Below are 24,602 nucleotides of genomic sequence, written 5' to 3'. Positions count from 1 at the left end.
CCCATCAAACGTCGGGCAATAAACGCTCCGATGAAGCATGTGGCTTTCATCCGATCTCCCATTCGGAGAGCTGCAACTTGAGAGATTGGAGAGCGTCGCGGTCCCAAGCGCCGGTGCTTTCCAGCAGAGACAGACAGGCTGGTAAATGACGATTGCGACCGCTAGAGAAGCGATGCCCGCGCCGACCGCGAAAGTGCGCGACACGCGCATTGACGTGTTTCGTGCACTTGCCCTGCTGACCATTTTCATCAACCACGTGCCGGGCACCATCTACGAGCATTTCACGCACAAGAATCTCGGCTTCTCCGATTCTGCGGAAGCCTTTGTGCTGATTTCCGGTATGGCCGTGGCGCTGGCCTATGGCGGCAAGTTCGGCCCCGGTAGCCGCCTTCTGCTGACATTGAAGATGTGGCGTCGTGCGGGTGTGCTTTATACGACCCACATCATGACGACCATGGCGACGATCGCCATCTTTGCTTCCGCTGCGATTTTCCTGAAGCGCGCGGAGCTGCTCAAGGAAATCAATATCGAGCCGCTGCTCAAGCACCCGGTGGAATCGCTGTTCGGTCTCGTCACGCTGGGCCATCAGCTGGGCTATAACAACATCTTGTCGATGTATGCCGTCATGCTGGTCCTGACGCCGATCCTGCTACTGCTGGCGCGCATCAGCCTGCCCCTGATGCTGGGTGTCTCGGGCGTAGTGTGGTTCCTGTCGGGACTTTATAACGTCGCGCCGATCAATTATCCGACGGAAGGCGTCTGGTTCCTGAATCCGCTTTCCTGGCAGTTCCTGTTTGCCATCGGCATTGCAGGCGTGATGCATGTGCGCCGCGGCGGCCAGTTGCCCAACCATCCGGCGCTGATCGCCCTTGCCGTTGGCTATCTGGTGCTGGCGCTGGCCTGGGTCCGCATTCCGCTTTGGGGGATCGATGCCTCGATGGGCTTGCCGATGGTCATCACCGGTTTCGACAAGACTTTCCTGTCGGGCCCCCGTCTGCTGCATATTCTGGCGATGGCTTATCTCATTGCCGTTGTGCCGACGCTGAACAATATCGCCCGCACCGCGCCGGATAATCCGCTCGCCATCCTCGGCAAGCATTCGCTGCCGGTGTTCATCGCAGGCACGCTGCTTGCTATGGTGGCGCAGGTGATGAAGCTCGTGAACCCGGGTGGTCTGCCTTACGACACGCTGCTGATCGCAACCGGTATCGTGATGCAGTTCGCGCTGGCCTATTATCTGGAGTGGCTGCCGACAATTGGCTGGGGCAAGAACGGTGCGGCTGCCAAATCTGGCAAGCCTGTTGTGCCTGCCGCCGAGCCGGTGAAGATGCAGTCAGGACCGAAGCCGCAGCCAGCGCTGCAGCGCTATTGATAAAAAGCCGCCTTCGGGCGGCTTTTTCTTTCTGCGCGGCCGTCCCGCTGGCATTTTCCACAGGTCCAACTCAAAATTAACCATTCATTAATCTTAAGAGGGTTTAATCATTTACATCCAGTTCGGCTGGATTCTTACCGAGTGGTTTTGCCACTCTGTTTGACGCCTCCCTGTTAAACTCCTGAGAGCCGCCATTGCGGCTCTTTTTTTGTGCCTGCAAGGCTCTAGCCGCCAGCGTTTAAACGCATGAGGGGAACCGGAAACCGGTTCGACCCGTTCTGCTTGCAGGGATAGTTAACCACCCCTTGAAAATGTTAACCGAACGTTAAACATAATCTTGCGCGACCGTGCATGAAGGTGCAGTTTATCGTGGACTTGTTTGTCATGACAGTTCCGTCCGAACGTCCTGCGTGATCGAAAGACGGTTCAGCAATTTTCAGTCGCGTCCATTTTTCGGATGGATGCGGGCAACGGAATGGGCCGCCGATGCAGGCGGTCACGCAAGGTGGCAGAGCAGTGATTAGCGAACAGAGACAGATGCCGAGCAATATGATCAGCCTCGCGGAGCGCATGGTCTTCTCGGATTCGTTCAAGCCGATCTACAGCCAGGGCATGGATATGGTCGAGGAAGCGGCGAGCTATCTCGACGGTGAAGGCCGTGAAGAAGCGCGCAACCTGTCCCGGATTGCTGCAACCCTCTATGCCGCCGAATCAATGCGCCTCACCACCCGTCTCATGCAGATCGCTTCCTGGCTGCTGCTCCAGCGCGCCGCCCGCAACGGTGAAATGAACCGCCAGCAGGTGTCTGCCGAAAAGGCCAAGGTGCGTCTCGACACGCCATCGGCTGGAGAGGGCGCGCCGGGCTGGAACGAGTTGCCTGCAGCTTTTGCCGAACTCGTGGAGCGCTCGATGCGCTTGCAGGCGCGGGTGCGCCGCATGGACCGAGAAGTCTATGGAGATGTGGTTTCCTTGCAGACCAATCCGCACGACAACCCGGTTTCCGAACAGATTGTGTTGCTGAAGACGGCTTTCGGCGCGTCTTGAGGGACAGCTGATATTTCGGCTTTGACGGCCTGCTAATGGCGTTGTTTTCCGCTTCAGGTGCTCACGTACCTTATGTGCGCTGCGCTCCGGTTCTCAAAGCCCACCATTTTCGGGTCGTCATAACCGAAATCTGCGCTGCCCCGACCGTGCTCTCGGCGCATGTTTCTCTTTTGTTCACTTTTCTGCTGTCAAGTGAATCCGTCTGAGGATAGGGTTCGCTTATGAAAGAAACGATTCGCATTATTGGCATCGATCCGGGCCTGCGCCGCACGGGGTGGGGCATTGTCGAATCGCTTGGCAATTCGCTGCACTTCATCGGCTCGGGCACGGTGACGTCGAATGCCGAGATGGATCTCGCCTCGCGTCTTTGCCAGTTGCATGAGGGGCTTTCCAAGGTCCTGCATGAATTCATGCCGCATGAAGCTGCGGTCGAACATACTTTCGTCAACAAGGATGCGACCGCAACGCTCAAGCTTGGCCAGGCGCGCGGCATCGCGCTGCTGGCACCGGCCCAGGCAGGTCTACCGGTGGCGGAATACGCGCCGAATGCGGTCAAAAAAGCGGTGATCGGCGTCGGTCACGGCGAAAAGCAACAGATTCACATGATGGTCAAAGTACTGATGCCGCGTGCGTCGTTCGATACGAGCGATGCCGCCGATGCGTTGGCTATTGCCATTTGCCATGCCCATCATCGTCAGAGCATTGTAAGCGCCCGCCGGATGCAGGCGTTGTTAGCGGGGTAGAACCGGAATGATCGGCAAGCTTAAGGGCGTGATCGATGAAATTGCCGAGGATCATGCCGTCATCGACGTGCATGGCGTCGGCTATGTGGCGTTTTGTTCGGCGCGCACGCTGGGCAATCTCGGCGGAGCGGGCGAGGCGGCCATTTTGTTCATCGAAACCTATGTCCGCGAGGACATGATCCGCCTTTACGGTTTCGCCAATCAGCTTGAGCGTGAGTGGTTCCGCCTGCTGCAAAATGTGCAGGGCGTCGGCGCCAAGGTGGCTCTGGCCGTGCTTGGCACATTGTCGCCGTCGGAACTCGCCAATGCGATTGCGCTGCGAGACATCGCCATGGTGTCGCGTGCGCCGGGCGTCGGCAAGAAAGTGGCGGAGCGCATCGTCACCGAATTGAAGAACAAGGCCCCGGCTTTCGCTGGTGAGGCGAGCGGCACCATCGGGCTCAAGCAGGAGCTTGGAGCCGGTGCGGCCCCGGCCCCCGTCGCGGATGCCGTGTCGGCGCTTTCCAATCTCGGTTATTCGCGCGATCAGGCGGCGAATGCCGTCGCGGCTGCGCTGAAAGAAGCGGGCGAGGATGCCGATTCGGCAAAGCTCATCCGGCTTGGTTTGAAGGAATTGTCGCGGTGATTAGCTTGTGTCGGCGATATGTTCATGCGAGGAGGAAGGCATGAGCGACCGCAACCCTCTCATCGATGCCGACAAACGCGTGGACGAAGACAATACGCTGCGCCCGCAGACGCTTGACGATTTCGTGGGGCAGGCAACGGCGCGCGCCAATCTCAAGGTCTTCATCGAAGCGGCCAAGGTGCGCGGCGAAGCGCTGGATCATGTGCTGTTCGTCGGACCTCCCGGTCTCGGCAAGACGACGCTGGCGCAGATCATGGCTAAGGAGTTGGGCGTCAATTTCCGCTCCACCTCCGGCCCGGTCATCGCCAAGGCTGGCGACTTGGCGGCTCTGCTGACCAATCTCGAAGAGCGCGACGTGCTCTTCATCGATGAAATTCATCGTCTGAGCCCCGCTGTGGAAGAAATTCTCTATCCGGCGATGGAAGATTTCCAGCTCGATCTGATCATTGGTGAAGGCCCAGCAGCGCGCTCGGTAAAGATCGATCTTGCCAAATTCACGCTGGTTGCGGCGACGACGCGTCTTGGTCTCCTGACCACGCCGTTGCGTGACCGCTTCGGCATTCCGGTACGGCTCAATTTCTATACCGTCGACGAACTCGAATATATCGTGCGCCGTGGCGCGCGCATCATGCAGATGGGCATTTCGCCGGATGGTGCGCTGGAAGTCGCACGCCGCTCGCGAGGCACGCCGCGCATCGCCGGACGCCTGCTGCGCCGTGTGCGCGATTTCGCGCTGGTCGCCGGTAGCGACGTCATCGACCGCAAGATTGCCGATGAAGCGCTGTCGCGGCTTGAAGTGGATAATCGCGGCCTCGACCAGCTCGACCGGCGTTACCTCAATATCATTGCACGCAATTTCGGCGGTGGTCCAGTCGGGATCGAAACCATCGCGGCGGGGCTTTCCGAACCGCGCGATGCGATTGAAGACATTATTGAACCCTATCTCATCCAGCAGGGCTTTCTGCAGCGCACGCCGCGCGGTCGCGTTCTGACGGCGATTGCGTGGCAGCATCTGGGATTGCCTGCGCCCGCCGAAATCATCCAGCAGGCGCAATTCGGCCTCTTCATGGAAGACAATGACTAAGACAACCGGGACTGATCGAAACGACCATGCGGCGCTTGAAGGCGTATCGGGTGCGCTGAAAGACGGGGCGCATCACCTTTATGCGCGCATCTATTATGCCGACACGGATTTTTCAGGTTTTGTCTATCACGGGCGCTATCTGGAATTTTACGAGCGCGGACGCACCGACTTCTTGCGCTTGCAGGACGTGCACCATATCGAGCTTGCCGAAGGTGCGCTTGGTGAAGAAATGGTCTGGGTCGTGCGGCGCATGGAGATCGATTACAAGTCTCCGGCCCGGATGGACGATCTGATCCTGATTGAAACGCGTGTCAGCGAAATACGCGGCGCGCGGGTCATCATGGCGCAGACAATCACCTGCGAAGGGCGCCTGCTTTCGGAAGCGAAAGTGGAAGCGGTGATGATCACCAAGGAAGGCCACCCGCGCCGGATACCGGACGAGTGGCGCGAAGCGTTTACCAAGGGACGCTGATTTTCTGCCGCCCTCCCAAGAATTGAGGGTGCGCCTATCGCGTTTATTTTTAAAGCGCTGGCTTATTTGATGACCGAATTTGGCATCCTGGGCCGTTATTGGTGTAAATGCTAACGCATCTTTAACCATAATCTCCGATTAATCATCCTGACGGAATCGGTTGAAGGGCAGGCGGCAAGCGCAGCGCCTTCCTTTCACCAAAATTAACCGTAACAAGCGCCGTAGGGATTTAAAGTTGTAAATCCGGCATGTGTGCTTTGGGGCGGTTGCGATGCGAATGTCTGCATGTCCTGCCTGGATGTGCGAACAGCGCTTGAAGCAGTTTCGGGAAAAGTGCCGAGCGTTTTTCCTGATCCAACTGCATCGAACAAGACGTAAAGCTGCGCAGATTTGGATCACCCGCATCAATGGGCGATCCGTGACGATTTGCGATGCCGCCCGGTCCCGTGCCGGGCGTTTGGATTCAAAAACAGGATATTTCCAGCAGAAGTACGAAACAGCTCTGCGGATGGAAATGCCTAAAGACAGAGAAGGTTGGGGTCTGCGGTCCGGGTGTCGGACCGGCAAGAACCTCGAAACGGTGGATCGATGGAAAATGTTGCGTTAGCGGCCCCCGCCGCCGATGTTACCCTCTGGGGCCTGTTCATGCAGGCAAACTGGGTGGTCAAGCTGGTCATGCTGGGCTTGCTTGGCGCTTCGGTCTGGACCTGGGCTATCGTCGTGGACAAGGTGATCGCCTATAGCCGCGCACGCCGCGCCATCGACCGCTTCGAACAGGCTTTCTGGTCGGGCCAGTCTCTGGAAGAACTCTATCGCAATCTGGGCGAACGCCGCACCACCGGCATGGCGTCGATCTTCATGGCCGCCATGCGCGAATGGAAGAAATCCTTCGAGAAGGGCGCACGTTCCCCCATCGGCCTTCAGATGCGTATCGACAAGGCGATGGATGTCGCGTTGGCGCGTGAAAGCGAAAAGATGGAATCGCGTCTCGGCTTCCTTGCCACCATCGGTTCCGCGGCGCCGTTTATCGGTCTGTTCGGTACGGTTGTCGGCATCATGACCTCGTTCCAGGCCATCGCGGCCTCCAAGAATACCAGCCTTGCGGTTGTGGCGCCGGGTATCGCCGAAGCCCTTCTCGCGACGGCCATCGGTCTTCTTGCCGCTATCCCGGCCGTTATCGCCTACAACAAGCTCTCGTCCGATGCGGGCAAGATCGGCGGACGACTTGAGGGTTTTGCGGATGAGTTCTCCGCCATACTGTCGCGCCAAATTGATGAGAAGCTGACGCCGCGCAGCTAAGCGCCTTCCAGCGAATACGGCAAATCGAGCTTTCGGGAATTTTGCAATGGGCATGTCGGTCGGAAATGGAATGCAGTCGGGCGGACGCCGCAGGCGCGGTCGCAGACAAGCATTGATGAGTGAAATCAACGTTACGCCGTTCGTCGACGTAATGCTGGTGCTGCTCATCATCTTCATGGTCTCTGCGCCGCTTTTGACGGTTGGCGTGCCGATTGACCTGCCGGATACGCAGGCCAAGGCGATGAACGCCGATACGCAGCCGATCACGGTTTCGGTCAGCAATGAGGGCAAGATCTACTTGCAGGAAACCGAAATTCCGATCGAAGAGGTTGTGCCGAAGCTTCAGGCCATTTCCAAGACGGGGTATGACGAGCGCATTTTCGTGCGCGGTGACAAGGCTGCCGATTACGGCACCGTCATGAAGGTCATGGCCCGCATTTCCGCCGCCGGTTTCAAGAATATCGGCCTTGTGACTCTCCAGGAGCAGGATAGCTGACGCCATCATGAAGGCTGGCCTGACATCTTCTGTAGCGCTCCATACCATCGTCATTGCGCTGGGGCTCTTTTCCTTTTCCTCGCCGAAGGCTTTCGACGTGCAGGATTCGGAATCGTTCCCGGTCGACATCGTGCCGATTGAATCCATCACGCAAATTCAGCAGGGCGAAAAGACGGCACCCATGAAGGAGAAGTCTGCGCCGATCCCGACCACCAAGCCGCAGACCGTTCCCGATGCCCAGAATGTCGGCGATCAGGACGTAGACACCACGACCCCGCCGAAGCCCGATACCAAGGCAAAGCCTATCGAGGCGGCGGAAGAGCCCAAAGCCCAGCCGGAACCGGTGAAAAAGCCGGAACCGAAGCCGGAGCCAAAACCCGAACCAAAGCCGGAAGAAAAGCCGACGCCGGTTCCCGCAACAGAAATGCAGGCCAAGCCTGAACCGAAGCAGGAAGTGAAGCCTGATCCGGTGGCGGAGGCCATCGAAAAGCAGGCCGAAACGCCGGATGCGAACACGCCGAAGCTGCCGGACAATGTTCCCGCGCCGCAGTCCAAGCCGAAGCCGCCCCAGGCGCAGACCGCCAAGACGCCGGATCGCAAGCCGACGGAAGAAAAGAAGCCGACGCAGTCCGCATCGCAGACCTCGCAGTCGAAGAAGGATGCGATTGCCGATGAGGTTGCAGCCCTTCTCAACAAGCAGAAGGCTTCCGGTGGTGGCGCGAAACGTTCGACCGATCAGGCTTCGCTCGGCGGCAAGAAGAATACCGGCGGCTCGAAGCTGAGCCAGAGTGAAATGGATGCGCTGCGCGGTGCGATTTCCAAGTGCTGGAACGTGCCTGCCGGTGTGGCCGATGCGCCGGGGCTGGTTGTGACCGTGAAGATGAAGCTGAACCAGGACGGATCTATTCAGGGCGTCCCGGAAGTGACATCCGGCGGCGGCGGCGACGGCGTTGGTCGCGCGGCGGCGGAAAGCGCCAAGCGCGCGGTTGCACGCTGCGCCCCGTATAATCTGCCCGTCGACAAATATGATTCATGGTCGGAAGTGATCGTCAACTTCGACCCGAGCGAAATGTTCTGATCGGGGTTTCCCGGTCGCCAGACTAAATGAAGCCCAGTAGGGGCAAAGGACAAAAGAGGTCCCAGAAGATATGAAAACCGGCATCATGAAAACAAAGATCCGGACAGTCCTCTCGGCTTTCGCCTGCATGATTGCCGCAAGTCTTGTCTGCACCATGCCAGCGCGCGCCGTGGTGGAAATCAACATCAACAAGGGTGTGATCGAGCCTCTGCCGATCGCCATCACGGATTTCCTGTCCGCGGACCAGCTTGGTCCGAACATCACGTCGGTCATCGCTGCCGATCTTGAGCGGTCCGGCCTATTTGCGCCCATCGACAAGGGTGCCTTCATTGAAAAGATTTCCAATCCCGATGCCGCGCCGCGCTTCGAGGACTGGAAGGTCATCAATGCGCAGGCACTGGTCACCGGTCGCATCACCAAGCAGCCGGATGGCAGGCTAAAGGCTGAATTCCGTCTCTGGGATACGTTTGGCGGTCAGCAGATGATTGGCCAGCAGTTCTTCACCTCGCCGGATAACTGGCGTCGTGTCGCCCATATCATCGCCGACGCCATCTATGAGCGCCTGACGGGTGAAAAGGGCTATTTCGATACGCGCATCGTTTTCGTCGATGAATCCGGCCCGGCCCAGAAGCGCATCAAGCGCCTCGCCATCATGGATCAGGACGGCGCGAATATCCGTTATCTATCCGATGGTCGCGACATGGCGCTGACCCCGCGCTTCTCGCCGAACCGTCAGGAAGTCACCTATATGTCGTTCGCTGGCGGTCAGCCAAAGGTTTACCTGCTGCAGCTCGAAACGGGCCAGCGTGAACTGGTCGGCAATTTCCCAGGCATGACCATCGCGCCGCGCTTCTCGCCGGATGGCCAGAAGGTCGTCATGAGCCTGCTTCAGGACGACGGCAGCGCCAATGTCTACGCAATGGATCTGCGCTCGCGCACCACGACCCGTCTGACCAACAGCCAGGCGATCGATACCAGCGCTTCCTATTCGCCGGATGGTTCTCAGGTTGTGTTCGCATCCGACCGCGGCGGTCGCCCGCAGCTCTATATCGCCGGTGCCGATGGCTCCAATCCGCGCCGCCTGTCGATGGGCGACGGCAGTTATTCCACACCGGTCTGGTCGCCGCGTGGCGATCTCATCGCCTTCACCAAGCAGTCGCAGGGTCAGTTCTCGATTGGCGTGATGAAGACCGACGGTTCGGGCGAACGCCTTCTGACATCGGGCTTCCACAATGAAGGTCCGACCTGGGCACCGAACGGTCGCGTGCTGATGTTCTTCCGCAAGGCGGCAGGCGCGGGCGGTCCAAAACTGTTCACCATCGATCTGACAGGTCGTAACGAACGTCAGATCCAGACGCCGAATTTCGCGTCCGATCCGGCCTGGTCGCCGCTGCTCGAATAGGCTGACGGTCGGAGAATCATAAAAAGATTAAGGCGCGGGATTTTGGTTCCGCGCCTTTTTCATTGGTCCTTATCGAGCGATATGCGATGTTTTTGGCCTACATTTAAGGCGATTGCCATAATCCGCCCCAAAAGCCCTGTTTCTGCCGCATTTTGCCATCAAGGCCTAAAAGCAGAATTGCAGTCGGAAACGCCGGTTGCATTTGGTCTCAAGACAATATTAACCATACTTCTTGAGCCTGCATTAACCTCGATATGATTATTGGTTGGTTACGCAGGAACATCAAATCTTAAGGAGCCTCGGCCCATGCGCCGCATCCAGTCGATTGCACGTAGCCCGATCGCTATTGCCCTATTCATGTCGCTCGCCGTCGCCGGTTGCGCATCCAAGAAGAATCTCCCGAACAATGCCGGTGATCTCGGCCTCGGCGGTGCAGGCGCGGCAACGCCCGGCTCGGCGCAGGACTTCACGGTCAATGTCGGCGACCGCATCTTCTTCGATCTCGACTCGTCGCTGATCCGCGGAGACGCACAGCAGACGCTTTCGAAGCAGGCCCAGTGGCTGCAGCGTTACCCGCAATATTCGATCACCGTCGAAGGTCATGCTGACGAACGCGGCACGCGCGAATACAACCTCGCTCTCGGCCAGCGTCGCGCAGCCGCCACCCGCGACTTCCTCGCTTCGCGTGGCGTGCCGACCAACCGTATGCGCACCATCTCTTATGGTAACGAACGTCCGGTCGCAGTTTGCGATGCCGACTCGTGCTGGTCGCAGAACCGCCGCGCAGTCACCGTTCTCAACGGTGCCGGCAGCTAAAATTTGCAAACGCACAACAGCGTTGCAGGAAAAGCGGCCTTCGGGCCGCTTTTTTTGTTTTCATGCCAATGGATCAGGCGTTTCGACAAACTTTGGCCGAAGTCACGCCTGTCATAGTGAACCGAGATCAGGGAAAGCATCTTTGCTTTTCGCGGATTTGCTCTAAAAGCGGAACTGGCCGTGCGGTATGGCGTGTTCAGCAAGCATTCAGGCGCGGCACTCGATCATCCTGTTCATTGTAAACTCGCAGGGGCAATAGGGAATGAGGACAACAATGAGGAAAGTGACACTGGCAATCGCCATGCTGCCGCTTTTGGCGAGTGCTCCGGTTTTGGCGCAGACTGGCGATCCGGGTGCAAACCAGTATTCGCAGCAGGTGTGCAATCTCGCGCATCAGAACGCGCAATCCTACAGCAAAATCCTGCAGCTCCGCGACAGAATCGTGAAAATCCATCGCGATAACGAAGCCCGTTTTCAGGCGCTCGAAAAGGGCAAGGGCGGCGGACAGAATCGCGTCAGCGTTGGCTCGACCGCTATTCTCGATGACGCCATGCGTGGCGGCGGTGCATCCGCACAGAATGGCGGCTACCAGAGCCCCGGCATGTTACAGGAACTGGTGCGTAACCTGACCGGCAAGATTGAGGATGTGGACGCGCAGATCGCCTTCACCGACAATCAGCTGCAAAAAACGCAGGAAGACAACGAATTCCGGTTCGAGGAACTCGAAAAGAAGAACGGCATCACCTCACCGGCTTCGAGTGTGGCGGGTCAGTCGGCTGCAGCCGCACCGGCCCCGGGCGCCGATCTTTGTGCGCAGGGCGGAGGCGATGCGGTCAGCATGGCCGATACGCTGGGCATGCGCGCTGAGGCCATGAACTTCCAGATCCTCGAAATGCAGGATCAGATGCAGAAAATGCAGGAAGAATATGAGCAGCGCTTCCAGTTTCTTGAAACGGGCAAGCGCGCCGAAACCGGTGAGCGGTTGGGCAATGGCGGCGGTTCCAGCGATGGTAGCGCTCTCGCCAGCAGCGGTGCCGCCGGAAACCCTGATGCCGGGGTTTCCGCAAGTGCCGGTCAGGACGGTTCGATTTCGGACCGGACACCAGCTCTGGATGCACCGCAGACCGCACAATCGGGCGCAGTCGGCGCCGATTCTCTTGCTACTGGTACAACCGGTTCGGGCGCGATGGCGCAGGGCGGCCCCCAGCGCGGCGAGCCGCCGCAGACATTGGGGTCTATCCGGTTCGATTCCAGTGGCAATGTAATCGGCGATTCGTTGAGTGCTACACCACGCCCCGTCGAACAGGGCGGTCTGCCTGCTGGCCAGGGTTCCGCTGGGAATGGCGGCGCGCAGGACGGCACGGCGGTTGCTTCGCTGCCAATGGGCGATAATCCGAACACGCTCTATCAGGCGTCGTATCAGTATCTGATGTCGGGTGACTACAAAGCTGCCGAATCGGGTTTCCGCCAGCATGTGAAGCGCTATCCGGCTGATCCACAGACGGCGGAAGCGCGCTTCTGGCTGGGAGAGTCGTTGTACGGTCAGGGACGTTATCCAGAGGCTGCGACCGTGTTCATCGACACGCAGCGCGACTATCCCGATTCCCGCCGTGCGCCGGAAAACATGTTCAAGCTCGGCATGACGCTTGAGAAAATGGACAATCACGACGTTGCCTGCGCGACTTTCGAGCAGATTCCGCAACGTTATCCCAAAGCGGCTCCCGCCATTTTGAAGCGCGTTGCCGAAGAACGCACACGCGTAAAGTGCTGATTGCGGAGTTGTTTCGTGGGGCTTTCCCCGACTGATATTTTTAAATCTTTTCATCTGGATCAGGCAAAGACTGTTATTGCGGCCGTTTCCGGTGGCAGCGATTCGCTGGCAATGCTGTTCCTGCTTAAGGATTATTTGGCGACACTGGTTCACTGCCCGGCATTGCTGGCGGTGACTGTTGATCATCGCTTGCGTCCCGAATCAGCCGAAGAGGCTGAAAATGTCGGGGTGCTGTGCCGCGAGCATGGTATCGCGCACCGCATTCTGGCATGGGACGATCCCAAGCCGACGCAGGGGCTGGCCGCAGCCGCGCGCAGTGCGCGCTACCGGCTTCTGGTGCAGGCGGCGCATGAAGCGGGCGCGAGTGTGATCGTGACCGGCCATACGCAGGATGACCAGATCGAGACTTTCCTGATGCGCAAGGAGCGCAGCCACCATGCGGAGGCGAGGGGGCTTGCCGCCATGGCCGCTCAATCGTGGCTGGAAGGGTCTGTCGAACTGATCCGACCGTTGCTTTCCGTTTCGCGGCAGGCATTGCGGGACGAACTGACAGCGAAAGGTCTCCGCTGGGTTGATGATCCGAGCAATGCCAATCCGGATTACGAGCGCCCGCGTGTTCGCCAGGGCGCTGCTGCTGATGCCGATCCGCAGATTGTTCTGGCGCAAGTGGCTTTGGCCAGCGCGGCGCGCAAGCGCGACAACGCCGCTCTCGTTGCGGCCTTGGCTGATCCCGCGAGTTTGCATGTGGACGCTTGCGACCGGATGGAAATCAACCCGGTTATTTATACCTCCTTGCCCGAAACCGTGCGGCGGCTCTTTTCCGGCCTCGTGGCTTCACTGGCTGGCGGGCGGCGTTTCCTGCCGGGCGACGCCGAGCGGGTGCGTATTGAACGCATCCTGTTGGGCGAACACGAAAGCCAAAAACACGAAAGATTGACCATTTTTGGCGCGTTGATCGAGCGGGGAGCCAAAGGGCAGCCGCATCGCTTTCGCCGCGAGCGGCGCAATTTGCCGTCCGTGCCGTTGCCCGCCGGGGGTAGTTGCATCTGGGATGGGCGCTTCCGCTTTTTCAATACAGGTGACCGCGATTTTGAAATCGCCGCGCCGGGACGACAGGCGCTGATCGATTTTCTGACCGATTCTCCAGTGTCCCTCCCGGAAAATCCTTCAGAAACAAATACGCGATGGCGCGAAGCGCTTCTGGTGCTGCCCGCGGTCTATGTGGATGGAAAGATTGTCTCTCTGCCGTTCCTTCCGGGGCAGAATCTCCCGGCGGAAGTTCGTATGGAGCGGCATTTCGCTTTGTTCGATCATGTGTTGCCGGGATATGATTTTGCACTTGCCCAGGCGATCGAGAAGCGGATTGGCCGTCAAACTTCGCTAAACTCCTAATTTTTATAAACCAGAGTGGGAAGAATCTCCCATGCGGCGTGATACGCGCCTTGGCAACGCCTTCCTTCGATCCTATGTTAGATCGAAACATCGTTCCGCGGTTGCGGAATGGCCGTGGTATCGATTGGACCCGATATGAATCCGAACTATCGCAACTTCGCCCTCTGGGCGATCATTGCTCTTCTTTTGATCGCGCTGTTCAACCTGTTCCAGAGCCCTGGTCAGCGCACGAATTCCCGTGAAGTTTCCTATTCGCAATTTATTGACGACGTATCCAATGGTCGGGTGAAATCGGTCACGATTACCGGCGAGCGCATTACCGGCACCTTTGCCGACAATGGCTCGACGTTCCAGACCTATTCGCCTGGCGATACGGGCCTCGTCGCGCGGCTTGAAAGCAAGGATGTTGCGATCACTGCCCGTCCCGAAAGCGACGGCTCCAGTTCGCTGATTGGCATTCTCCTGTCGTGGCTGCCGATGATCCTGATCCTTGGCGTGTGGATTTTCTTCATGCGCCAGATGCAGGGTGGCTCGCGCGGTGCGATGGGCTTCGGCAAGTCGAAGGCGAAGCTTTTGACCGAAGCGCATGGTCGCGTCACCTTCCAGGATGTGGCTGGCGTCGACGAAGCCAAGCAGGACCTTGAAGAAATCGTCGAATTCCTGCGCGATCCGCAGAAGTTCCAGCGTCTCGGCGGCAAGATTCCGCGCGGCGTGCTGCTCGTTGGCCCTCCCGGAACCGGTAAGACCCTTCTGGCGCGCTCGGTTGCGGGCGAAGCCAATGTGCCGTTCTTCACCATTTCCGGTTCGGATTTCGTTGAAATGTTCGTCGGTGTTGGCGCAAGCCGCGTCCGCGACATGTTCGAACAGGCCAAGAAGAATGCGCCTTGCATCATCTTCATCGACGAAATCGACGCTGTCGGTCGTCATCGTGGCGCCGGTCTCGGCGGCGGTAATGACGAACGCGAACAGACCCTCAACCAGTTGCTGGTCGAGATGGACGGTTTCGAAGCCAACGAATCGATCATTCTGATTGCCGCGACCAACCGTCCGGACGTTCTTGACCCGGCATTGCTGCGTCCGGGCCGTTTCGACCGTCAGGTCGTGGTGCCGAACCCGGATATCGTCGGCCGCGAACAGATCCTCAAGGTGCACGTGCGCAACGTGCCGCTTGCACCCAATGTCGATCTCAAGGTCGTCGCACGCGGTACGCCGGGCTTCTCCGGCGCGGATCTGATGAACCTCGTCAACGAAGCCGCCCTGATGGCAGCGCGCCGCAACAAGCGTCTCGTCACCATGCAGGAATTCGAAGACGCCAAGGACAAGATCATGATGGGTGCGGAACGCCGCTCCGCCATGACGCCGGAAGAAAAGGCCAACACGGCCTATCACGAGGCAGGTCACGCCATCGTGGCGCTCAACGTGCCTGCCGCTGATCCGGTCCATAAGGCGACCATCATTCCGCGCGGTCGTGCGCTGGGCATGGTCATGCAGCTTCCGGAAGGCGACCGTTATTCGGCCACTTATACCTGGATGGTGTCGCGTCTTGCCATCATGATGGGCGGTCGCGTGGCAGAAGAGCTGAAATTCGGCAAGGAAAATATCACGTCTGGTGCTTCCTCCGATATTCAGCAGGCAACCAAGCTCGCCCGGTCCATGGTCACCCAGTGGGGTTACTCCGACAAGCTCGGTCGTGTGGCTTACGGTGACAATCAGGAAGAAGTCTTCCTCGGTCACTCGGTCTCGCGCACGCAGAATATTTCGGAAGAAACCGCGCAGATCATCGATGCCGAAGTGCGTCGCCTCATCGACGAAGCCTATGCCGAAGCGACCCGCATCCTGACCAAGAAAAAGAAGGACTGGATCGCGCTCGCCGAGGGTCTTCTGGAATATGAAACGCTGTCGGGCGATGAAATCAAGGAACTGATCGCGGGCAACAAGCCGTCGCGCGATCAGGGCAATGATACGCCGTCGCGCGGTTCCGGTGTTCCGAAGGCGGGTAGCCCGCGCAAGCGCAAGAGCAGCGGCGAACCGGGTAATGAACCCGGCATGGAGCCGCAGCCGCAATAAGTTGCTTATGGCAAACAGACAAAGAAAGCCGGGTTTCGCCCGGCTTTTTTTTTGATTATATATCCAGGACAGCTGCCAAGCCCTGCAAAGGCTCGGTTAACGATTTCGGTGCATCATCTTTTGAGGGATACGCCTTTAGCGACCGGCATCGCTTTGGACGCTGCCAAAGACGAAATTGCATAGAACAGGCATTTTAGGATATTAACCCAGAAATTCGCTGTCAGAGTTGCGGGCCTGCGCGACTATTGCGCTCCGTTTGAAAGGAGCGGCATATATCGACGGCGCCGGGATGGCGAAGTGGCTCAACGCAAGGCTAAACATATGACACGGAAATACTTCGGAACTGATGGCATTCGCGGACAGGCGAACAGTTTCCCCATGACGCCAGATGTGGCCATGAAGGTCGGCATGGCGGTGGGCCATATTTTCCGCCGTTCAGGTCAGGTTTCGCGGGTGGTGATCGGCAAGGATACGCGCCGTTCGGGCTATATGCTGGAAAACGCGCTGGTTGCCGGTTTCACTGCGGCGGGCATGGATGTGTTCCTGCTGGGGCCGATCCCGACACCGGCTGTCGCCATGCTCTGCCGTTCGCTGCGCGCAGATATCGGCGTGATGATTTCGGCTTCGCACAATCCCTATTACGACAACGGCATCAAGCTGTTCGGTCCCGATGGCTTCAAGCTGTCAGACGAGATTGAGCTTCAGATCGAAAAGCTGATCGAGGGCGATCTGTCGTCGCTGCTGGCAAGCCATGGGGCCATCGGCAAGGCCAAGCGCGTCGACGGCGACATCTATCGCTATATCGAATTTGCCAAGCGCACCATGCCGCGCAACATCGCGCTCAACGGCCTGCGTGTGGTGATCGATTGCGCCAACGGTGCTGGCTATAAGGTGGCTCCGGCAGCGCTCTGGGAGCTTGGCGCGGAAGTCATCACTATCAATGACGAGCCGAACGGCATCAATATTAACGAGGATTGCGGTTCGACCCATCCGATCGGCCTGATGAAGAAGGTGCAGGAACTGCGCGCCGATGTCGGCATTGCGCTGGATGGCGACGCGGATCGCGTGCTGCTCGTCGATGAAACCGGATCGGTAATCGACGGTGACCAGCTGATGGCGGTGATTGCCGAATCATGGGCCAATAGCGACCGGCTGACCGGCGGCGGCATTGTCGCGACCATCATGTCCAATCTCGGACTGGAGCGTTTCCTGACCGATCACAATCTGACGCTCGCCCGCACCAAGGTGGGCGACCGCTATGTGGTCGAGCATATGCGCGAACATGGCTTCAATGTGGGTGGCGAACAGTCCGGCCACATCGTCCTGTCGGATTTCGCGACGACCGGGGACGGACTGATCTCCGCCTTGCAGATATTGGCTGTCATGCAGGAAGCGGAAAAGCCGCTCAGCGACATCTGCCGCAAGTTTGAACCCGTGCCGCAATTGCTCAAGAATGTGCGCACTGCCGGTGGCAAGCCGCTGGAAAATAAGAATGTAAAACACGCCATCGATGAAGCGCGCGAGCGTCTTGGCGTGCAGGGCCGCCTCGTGATCCGCCCATCGGGAACCGAACCACTGATCCGCGTGATGGCCGAAGGCGATGATCGCGTTCTGGTTGAGAAAGTGGTCAACGATATTGTCGATGTCATCTCGTCGGTGGGCAACGCGGCTTAACTTAATAATAAAAATTTGAATGATTGAAACGGCGCGTCTCTACGCGCCGTTTTTATTTTAGCTGCGTCTAAGATTTATTAAAAAGGATCGTTAAAAAACAAGGTTAAGTTGTAATTAACCTTTCAAAATTATGTTCCCTACAGAAAGCGAGGATGACGCTCTGGCGTCATGATATTTCAATGGGGCAGATGATGAACGGTCTTGTGAAAACTCTTTTCGGCGGCTTGGCTGCATCTGTCGCCATGATGGCTACGGGCGCTTTGGCGGCCGATATGATCGAACCGCCGGTGGTTCCGGAAGTTGTTGTAGCGCCGCCTGCCGTTGGCGGCTGGTATCTGCGCGGCGATCTCGGCTATTCCAAGCCGAAATTCAAGGATGCGGATTACTCAACGATCGACAATTGCGATTGCGGTCCGTCGACATTCGGCAGCAACACGCTTTATGGCGACTTGAAAGGCTCTTTCCTGATCGGCGGCGGCGTCGGCTACCAGCTGACGGATTACTTCCGTACCGATCTGACGATCGATTACATGACCCGCGCAAAGTTCGAGGGCAATACATTCGGTGAAGCCTGCAACGGCGATCTGAATTGCGCTTCCGATGAACGCGCCCATTTCTCGGCGCTGTCGATCCTGGCTAATGCCTATGTCGATCTCGGCAACTTCAGCGGCTTCACGCCTTATGTCGGCGCCGGTATCGGTGGAACGCGCGTCAGATGGAGCGATCTGGACGATGTGCGCTATGGCGGCTCCATGGAAGGCACGGCCAACTGGCGCTTCACCTACGCCCTCATGGCCGGTGCTTCGGTTGATCTGACGCAGAACCTCAAGCTCGATGCCGGTTATCGCTATCGCCATATCAATGGCGGTAAGATGTTTGAAGGCAACCAGTATATTGGCGACGGTTACGACAAGGGCATGGACATTCATGACTTCCGTGTCGGCCTGCGCTACATGTTCGGCGGAACGAATGCGCCTTATGCTCCACAGCAGGTTTCGACCATTGTGGACGGCCCGGTCTACAAGTAAGCGAACACAGAGATATCTGATTGTTGAGGGCCCGGGAAACCGGGCCTTTTTCTTTGCGGCTTCGCTTGAATGACCCCCCAATTTTTATCGGGCGTTAACCATAGGTGTTCATAATTGAGATAATTCTTATGAGCGGGGTTCTCATCATGTTTGCGAAGTGGCGTGCTCTCGATCTGTCGGCCATTGTTCTGGCGGGTTTCAGCGTTGTATCCGTTGCCTCGGCGGCCGATCTCGATGCCGTCGGCTATGAGCCAATTGTCGAAGCGCAGCCGGTTGAAGTCGGCTCCGGCTGGTATTTGCGCGGCGATCTCGGTTACAATATCTCTTCCAAAACCGGCCTTTCGGCCCGCGATCAGTTCGGGAACAGCATTTCCGAAAGCTTCGATCTGGATAAGAATTTCGTGCCTTCGGTCGGTATAGGTTATCAGTTCACTGATTATCTGCGCGCCGATGTGACGGGCAGCTATTCCAAGCAGGATATGGAAGACTTCCCCGCCGAAGCGCGTATCTGGGACATGATGGCCAACGCCTATGTGGACCTCGGCAATTTCGCTGGCTTCACGCCTTATCTCGGCGGGGGACTTGGCTTCGCCAATGTGCGCTATACATTCGATACTGGCGTTGGCGATCTGAAGTCCGACGATGACTATCGGTTCGCCTGGGCGCTGATGGCTGGTGTCGGCATCGATGTTGCCTCGAACATCAAGCTCGATCTCGGCTATCGTTACGGCGTCATCAGCAGCGGTGATGTCGTCAGTGGCAACGGCATCACAATCAGCGATCAGGATATCAAGTCGCATCAGTTGCGCGCCGGTATCCGTTTCACGACCTGGTAGTCAGTGCGATTGAAAGCAGACTGGAAACAGGGCCCTTGCGGGCCCTTTTTTGTTGCGACCACACTGTTCTACGAATTTTGATATCGTGCGGCAGTTAAGAGCAAAATATTCCTGAAAAGCCCCGTTGTGGAAAAATGCGCTTTCCGCTATTCCCATCAGTGGGCCACGTCTCCCCACCGAGACGCGTGCTATCTGAGAGGATAGAAACAACATGACGACGATTGCGAAGCCGGTAGTTCGCCCGGCTAACCCTAATTTTTCATCCGGTCCCTGTGCAAAACGTCCCGGCTGGTCGCTCGACGCGCTGGTCGATGCCGCTCTTGGCCGTTCGCATCGCGCGAAAATCGGCAAGACCAAGCTGAAGGACGCCATCGACCTTACCCGCGAAATCCTGCAGGTGCCTGCCGATTACCGTATCGGCATCGTTCCGGCATCCGATACCGGCGCTGTGGAAATGGCGCTGTGGTCCATGCTCGGCGCGCGTGGCGTCGATATGGTCGCGTGGGAAAGCTTCGGCGCGGGCTGGGTTACGGATGTGACCAAGCAGCTCAAGCTCGAAGATGTGCGCACTTTTGTGGCGCCTTACGGCGAGATTGTCGATTTTTCGCAGGTCGATTTCGACCGCGATGTCGTCTTCACCTGGAACGGCACAACGTCGGGCGCGCGCGTACCGAACGCCGATTTCATCCCGGCCGATCGCAAGGGTCTGACCTTCTGTGATGCCACCTCTGCGGCTTTCGCGCAGCGTCTGGATTTCGCGAAGCTCGACGTCGTGACCTTCTCCTGGCAGAAGGTTCTGGGCGGCGAGGGCGCACATGGCATGCTGATCCTCAGCCCCCGCGCCGTGGAACGTCTGGAAAGCTACAAGCCTGCATGGCCGCTGCCCAAGATTTTCCGCATGACTTCCGGCGGCAAGCTGATCGAAGGCATCTTCGTCGGCGAAACCATCAACACGCCGTCCATGCTCTGCGTGGAAGACTATCTCGACGCGCTTAACTGGGCGAAGTCGATTGGCGGCCTTGATGGTCTGGTCGGACGAGCCGACAGCAATTTTGCCGTTCTGGATGCTTTCGTGGCCAAAACGCCATGGATCGCCAATCTGGCCGCGAAGCCGGAAAACCGTTCCAACACCTCCGTTTGCCTGACCATCGTCGATCCGGAAGTGACCGCACTTTCTGCCGAAGCTCAGGCTGCTTTCGCCAAGGGCATGGTTACGGCGCTGGAAAAGGAAGGCGTCGCCTATGACATCGGCGCTTATCGCGATGCGCCTTCGGGCCTGCGTATCTGGGCCGGTGCGACGGTTGAGACGTCAGATCTGGAAGCACTGACCCATTGGCTCGACTGGGCTTTTGAAGCGCAGAAAGCTGCACTCAAGGCTGCTGCCTGAGGCGCGTTCCTGTTAAGCCGTGGCCATTCGTTGGGCCACGGCTCGCATTCCCAAAATATTTGCAGCATTTCGCATGAGCCCAATGCGGTGCCTATCTGCAAGCTCACGGTTTGAAATGCTTGGTCAGGAATTGTTTGAAGGAGGCCCCAATGGCACCTCGCGTTCTCGTATCCGATAAGCTTTCGCCCACTGCCGTCCAGATTTTCAAGGATCGCGGTGTTGAAGTCGATTACTTGCCCGATCTCGGCAAGGATAAGGAAAAGCTCCTCGAAGTTATCGGCCAGTATGATGGTCTGGCAATTCGTTCGGCCACTAAGGTCACGGAAAAGCTGATCGCCGCTGCTAAAAATCTCAAGGTTGTCGGTCGCGCCGGTATCGGCGTGGACAATGTTGATATCCCGGCTGCTTCGCGTCGCGGTATCATCGTGATGAATACGCCTTTCGGCAATTCGATCACCACAGCGGAACATGCCATTGCGCTGATGTTCGCCGTGGCGCGTCAGTTGCCGGAAGCCGACACTTCCACCCGCGCCGGCAAGTGGGAAAAGAACCGCTTCATGGGCGTGGAAATCACCGGCAAGACGCTCGGTGTCGTCGGTTGCGGCAATATCGGTTCGATTGTCGCCACGCGCGGCATTGGCCTCAAGATGCATGTGGTGGCTTTCGATCCGTTCCTGTCCGAAGCCCGTGCGCAGGAACTGGGCGTTGAGAAAGTGGAACTGGACGAGCTGCTTGCCCGCGCCGATTTCATCACGCTGCACACGCCACTCACCGACAAGACCCGCAATCTCATCAATGCGGAAAGCCTTGCCAAAACCAAGCCGGGCGTCCGTATCATCAATTGCGCGCGCGGTGGTCTGATCGTTGAAAAGGACCTCATTGCCGCATTGAAGTCCGGTCACGTGGCCGGTGCCGGTATCGATGTTTACGAAACCGAGCCCGCGACGGAGAATGAGCTTTTCACCCTGCCGAATGTCGTCTGCACGCCGCATCTGGGGGCTTCGACCTCGGAAGCGCAGGAAAATGTCGCGCTTCAGGTGGCCGAACAAATGTCGGACTATCTCACCAAGGGTGCGGTTTCCAACGCCATCAACATGCCGTCGATCACGGCGGAAGAAGCGCCGCGCCTACGGCCTTTCGTCAAGCTGGCGGAAGTTCTCGGTGCTTTTGTCGGTCAGGTGACGGATGAACCGATCGAGGAAGTGGAAGTGCTGTTCGACGGTTCCACCTCCGCCATGAACACCCGCGCTTTGCTGAGTGCGGCTCTGGCCGGTCTCATTCGCCCGCAGGTCGCCGATGTCAACATGGTTTCGGCGCCGATCATGGTGAAGGAGCGCGGCATCATCGTTTCGGAAGTGAAGCGCGACAAGTCCGGCATTTTCGACGGCTATATCAAGCTGACCGTCCGCACGACGCTGCGCGAGCGCTCCATCGCCGGAACCTGCTTCTCGGATGGCAAGCCGCGCTTTATCCAGATCAAGGGAATCAACCTCGATGCCGAGGTCGGTCCGCACATGCTCTACGTCACCAACAAGGACGTTCCGGGCATGATCGGCCTGCTCGGCACGATCTGCGGCAAGCACAATATCAATATCGCAAATTTCTCGCTTGGACGCGATCATCCCGGTGGCGACGCCATTGCCATGCTCTATGTGGATGAACAGATTCCGCAGGCAGCACTTGACGAACTGATAGCTCAGGAGGCAATCAGAGCGGCAACACCGCTTGAGTTCAACGTCGGAGAAGTTTGAAAACATGACTGAAGAGATGGCACAGCCGGAATGGCGGCGCATGCACGAGCAGGATATCGAGCGCGTGACTGTGGTAGCCAATGTGGTCCATCTCGACTTTTTCGAGGATGAAGCGGTCTTCCGGGACCGCTTCAAGCTCTATCCGGCGGGTTGTTTCGTCTATGCCCGTGACAATGACATTCTGGGTTATGGCATCAGCCATCCCTGGAAACTCGATACGGTGCCCGCGCTGAATTCGGTTCTCGGCGAACTGCCGGAAGACACCAGCACCTACTATATCCACGATATTGCGCTTTTGCCCGCCGCCCGCTCCGCCGGTGCCGCCACGCGCGTGCTGGAACTGATGGCCGCCCAGGCCGAAACAGACGGCTTTTTCACCATGTCATTGGTGGCCGTGAATAACTCCGAAGGTTTCTGGGAAAAGAAGGGCTTCGTCTCCCGCGACCTGCCAGCACTGGAAGAAAAGCTGAAAAGCTACTCTGATGATGCCGTCTATATGGTTCGCGCAGGCTAGCTCGCAGATATTCCGCTTCTGACGGTCTGCAAATGGCGTGATTTTTCGCTTCCGGTGCTCATGTACCCAAAAGTACATTCCGCTCCGGTTCTCCAATCCCACCATTTTCGCCTCGTCATAAACGGAATCTCAAGCGACCTAAGCGCCTCTTCTGTCCACCGTGCTCGCAAAAATCGTGATTTTTTTGCACGAAAGAGTCGCGCAAGCGGGATTCAGTCTGTATAGAGACGAGGGATCAGCACCCCGTGAACCTTTCGGGGAAGCTTGCGATCCTTGGGTTGTTAAAGGCCAATAGTTAGTTTTACGCATTTCCGAACGCAAAACCGCTTCACACTTTTGCTGGAAATGCTTCATGCCGACCGAGGAGTTTTCTTAAATGGCAAATGTGGTTGTCGTCGGGTCGCAATGGGGCGACGAGGGCAAGGGTAAGATCGTGGACTGGCTGTCCGAACGCGCCGATGTCATCGTGCGCTATCAGGGCGGTCACAATGCCGGTCATACGCTTGTTATCGATGGCGTCAGCTACAAGCTTTCGCTGCTGCCATCGGGGCTGGTGCGCGGCAAGCTCAGCGTCATCGGCAACGGCGTCGTCGTCGATCCGCACCATTTCGTCTCTGAAGTCGCGAAGCTGCGCGCACAGGGCATCGAGATTTCTCCCGACGTTCTGCGCATTGCCGAAAACGCGCCGCTCATTCTGTCGATCCACCGCGACCTCGACGCCATGCGCGAAGGCTCCAATTCGGGTCTCAAGATCGGCACCACCAAGCGCGGTATCGGCCCTGCCTACGAAGACAAGGTCGGCCGTCGCGCCATCCGTGTCATCGATCTGGCCGAACCGGAAACGCTGGAGCCCAAGGTCGAGCGCCTGCTGTCGCACCACAATCTGCTGCGTCGCGGTATGGGCCTTGAGGAAATCGCCGTTGAGACGATCCTCAAGGAACTGACCTCGGTTGCCGATGAAATCCTGCCTTATATCGATCAGGTGTGGCGTGTGCTCGACGAGCGTCGCAAGGCTGGTGACCGTATCCTGTTCGAAGGTGCGCAGGGCGCTCTGCTCGACAACGACCACGGCACCTATCCGTTCGTGACCTCGTCGAACACCGTTGCCGGTCAGGCTGCTGCCGGTTCGGGCCTTGGCCCGACGGCTATCGGCTATGTGCTGGGCATCACCAAGGCTTACACGACCCGCGTTGGCGAAGGTCCGTTCCCGACGGAACTCCACGACGAAATCGGCGAATTCCTTGGCACCAAGGGCCATGAATTCGGCGTGGTGACGGGCCGCAAGCGCCGCTGCGGTTGGTTCGATGCCGTGATCGTGCGTCAGACGGTTCGCACTTCCGGCATTACCGGCATCGCGCTGACCAAGCTCGACGTTCTTGACGGTCTGGACGAAATCAAGATCTGCGTTGCCTACGAACTCGACGGCAAGCGCATCGACTATCTGCCGTCCTCGATGGGCGCGCAGGCTCGCGTCAAGCCGATCTATGAAACGCTGCCGGGCTGGTCGGAAACGACCGCAGGCGCCCGTTCCTGGAACGATCTTCCGGCGCAGGCCGTCAAATATGTTCGCCATATCGAAGAACTGATCGGCGCTCCGGTGGCCATGCTGTCCACCAGCCCGGAACGCGAGGACACCATCCTCGTCACCGATCCTTTCCAGGATTGATCATTTCAAGGTGGCGTATTGATCAACCCGAAGCAGTTTTGCATAAACTGCTTCGGGTTTTCAGTTTTTGAGCATTGCAGTGGTG

General features: G+C 58.1%; 21 protein-coding genes. All 21 read left to right on the top strand.

The annotated features are described in order from the left end of the window. The first annotated feature begins 172 nt into the window (after window positions 1-172). The 21 genes from D8666_RS14965 (at window position 173) to D8666_RS14865 (ending at window position 24,517) form a co-directional block, all read left to right on the top strand. Entirely contained in the window at window positions 173-1,372 is a 1,200-nt protein-coding gene (locus tag D8666_RS14965; RefSeq protein ID WP_121538567.1) for an OpgC family protein, read from the top strand. Window positions 1,373-1,909: 537 nt separating this feature from the next. After that, the gene (gene rcdA / locus D8666_RS14960; RefSeq protein ID WP_121538711.1) at window positions 1,910-2,416 is read left to right on the top strand and encodes a protease adaptor protein RcdA; all 507 of its coding nucleotides are present in this window, start codon (window positions 1,910-1,912) and stop codon (window positions 2,414-2,416) included. Window positions 2,417-2,637: 221 nt separating this feature from the next. Beyond that, on the top strand, window positions 2,638-3,159 hold the full coding sequence (ruvC, locus tag D8666_RS14955) for a crossover junction endodeoxyribonuclease RuvC (RefSeq protein ID WP_002964793.1): 522 nt from the start codon (window positions 2,638-2,640) through the stop codon (window positions 3,157-3,159). 7 nt (window positions 3,160-3,166) lie between these two features. Beyond that, on the top strand, window positions 3,167-3,784 hold the full coding sequence (gene ruvA, locus D8666_RS14950) for a Holliday junction branch migration protein RuvA (RefSeq protein WP_109369751.1): 618 nt from the start codon (window positions 3,167-3,169) through the stop codon (window positions 3,782-3,784). A 40-nt stretch (window positions 3,785-3,824) separates the two neighbouring features. Further along, a complete protein-coding gene (gene ruvB / locus D8666_RS14945) occupies window positions 3,825-4,868 on the top strand; it encodes a Holliday junction branch migration DNA helicase RuvB (protein ID WP_121538564.1) in 1,044 nt (347 codons plus the stop codon). Further along, complete coding sequence (locus D8666_RS14940) at window positions 4,861-5,340, top strand: YbgC/FadM family acyl-CoA thioesterase (protein ID WP_109369749.1); 480 nt, start codon at window positions 4,861-4,863, stop codon at window positions 5,338-5,340. Before ruvB ends, D8666_RS14940 begins: the two co-directional genes overlap by 8 nt. 588 nt (window positions 5,341-5,928) lie before the next feature. Beyond that, complete coding sequence (gene tolQ / locus D8666_RS14935) at window positions 5,929-6,639, top strand: protein TolQ (protein WP_078339480.1); 711 nt, start codon at window positions 5,929-5,931, stop codon at window positions 6,637-6,639. 46 nt (window positions 6,640-6,685) lie between these two features. Further along, window positions 6,686-7,135: a protein TolR gene (gene tolR / locus D8666_RS14930; RefSeq protein ID WP_109369748.1), complete on the top strand. Its 450-nt coding sequence runs from the start codon at window positions 6,686-6,688 to the stop codon at window positions 7,133-7,135. Between the two features lie 7 nt (window positions 7,136-7,142). Continuing rightward, window positions 7,143-8,213, top strand: a complete 1,071-nt coding sequence (gene tolA, locus D8666_RS14925; protein WP_109369747.1) for a cell envelope integrity protein TolA — start codon at window positions 7,143-7,145, stop codon at window positions 8,211-8,213. Between the two features lie 70 nt (window positions 8,214-8,283). After that, a complete protein-coding gene (gene tolB, locus D8666_RS14920; RefSeq protein ID WP_109369746.1) occupies window positions 8,284-9,615 on the top strand; it encodes a Tol-Pal system beta propeller repeat protein TolB in 1,332 nt (443 codons plus the stop codon). A gap of 306 nt (window positions 9,616-9,921) precedes the next feature. Then, window positions 9,922-10,431, top strand: a complete 510-nt coding sequence (gene pal / locus D8666_RS14915; RefSeq protein ID WP_078339475.1) for a peptidoglycan-associated lipoprotein Pal — start codon at window positions 9,922-9,924, stop codon at window positions 10,429-10,431. A gap of 262 nt (window positions 10,432-10,693) precedes the next feature. Beyond that, complete coding sequence (gene ybgF / locus D8666_RS14910; RefSeq protein WP_121538562.1) at window positions 10,694-12,202, top strand: tol-pal system protein YbgF; 1,509 nt, start codon at window positions 10,694-10,696, stop codon at window positions 12,200-12,202. Between the two features lie 15 nt (window positions 12,203-12,217). Beyond that, entirely contained in the window at window positions 12,218-13,594 is a 1,377-nt protein-coding gene (gene tilS, locus D8666_RS14905; protein ID WP_121538560.1) for a tRNA lysidine(34) synthetase TilS, read from the top strand. 135 nt (window positions 13,595-13,729) lie between these two features. After that, window positions 13,730-15,661, top strand: a complete 1,932-nt coding sequence (gene ftsH, locus D8666_RS14900) for an ATP-dependent zinc metalloprotease FtsH (protein WP_109369742.1) — start codon at window positions 13,730-13,732, stop codon at window positions 15,659-15,661. A 321-nt stretch (window positions 15,662-15,982) separates the two neighbouring features. Beyond that, on the top strand, window positions 15,983-17,335 hold the full coding sequence (glmM, locus tag D8666_RS14895) for a phosphoglucosamine mutase (protein ID WP_121538558.1): 1,353 nt from the start codon (window positions 15,983-15,985) through the stop codon (window positions 17,333-17,335). Window positions 17,336-17,526: 191 nt separating this feature from the next. Then, window positions 17,527-18,363, top strand: coding sequence for an outer membrane protein (locus D8666_RS14890; protein ID WP_109370309.1), 837 nt, complete (start codon window positions 17,527-17,529; stop codon window positions 18,361-18,363). 146 nt (window positions 18,364-18,509) lie between these two features. Further along, the gene (locus tag D8666_RS14885; protein ID WP_109370308.1) at window positions 18,510-19,199 is read left to right on the top strand and encodes an outer membrane protein; all 690 of its coding nucleotides are present in this window, start codon (window positions 18,510-18,512) and stop codon (window positions 19,197-19,199) included. Between the two features lie 211 nt (window positions 19,200-19,410). Further along, complete coding sequence (locus D8666_RS14880; RefSeq protein ID WP_121538556.1) at window positions 19,411-20,586, top strand: phosphoserine transaminase; 1,176 nt, start codon at window positions 19,411-19,413, stop codon at window positions 20,584-20,586. A 149-nt stretch (window positions 20,587-20,735) separates the two neighbouring features. Further along, window positions 20,736-22,337, top strand: coding sequence for a phosphoglycerate dehydrogenase (serA, locus tag D8666_RS14875; protein WP_121538554.1), 1,602 nt, complete (start codon window positions 20,736-20,738; stop codon window positions 22,335-22,337). A 4-nt stretch (window positions 22,338-22,341) separates the two neighbouring features. Next, complete coding sequence (locus D8666_RS14870; protein WP_121538552.1) at window positions 22,342-22,851, top strand: GNAT family N-acetyltransferase; 510 nt, start codon at window positions 22,342-22,344, stop codon at window positions 22,849-22,851. A 376-nt stretch (window positions 22,852-23,227) separates the two neighbouring features. After that, entirely contained in the window at window positions 23,228-24,517 is a 1,290-nt protein-coding gene (locus D8666_RS14865) for an adenylosuccinate synthase (protein WP_109369738.1), read from the top strand. Window positions 24,518-24,602: the final 85 nt, after the last annotated feature.

Origin of the sequence: Ochrobactrum soli (assembly GCF_003664555.1) — a bacterium.
In the GTDB taxonomy this organism is placed as follows: Bacteria; Pseudomonadota; Alphaproteobacteria; order Rhizobiales; family Rhizobiaceae; genus Brucella; species Brucella teleogrylli.
Note: the sequence above shows the minus strand (reverse complement) of the source record. Positions and strands in the feature narration are given on the sequence as shown.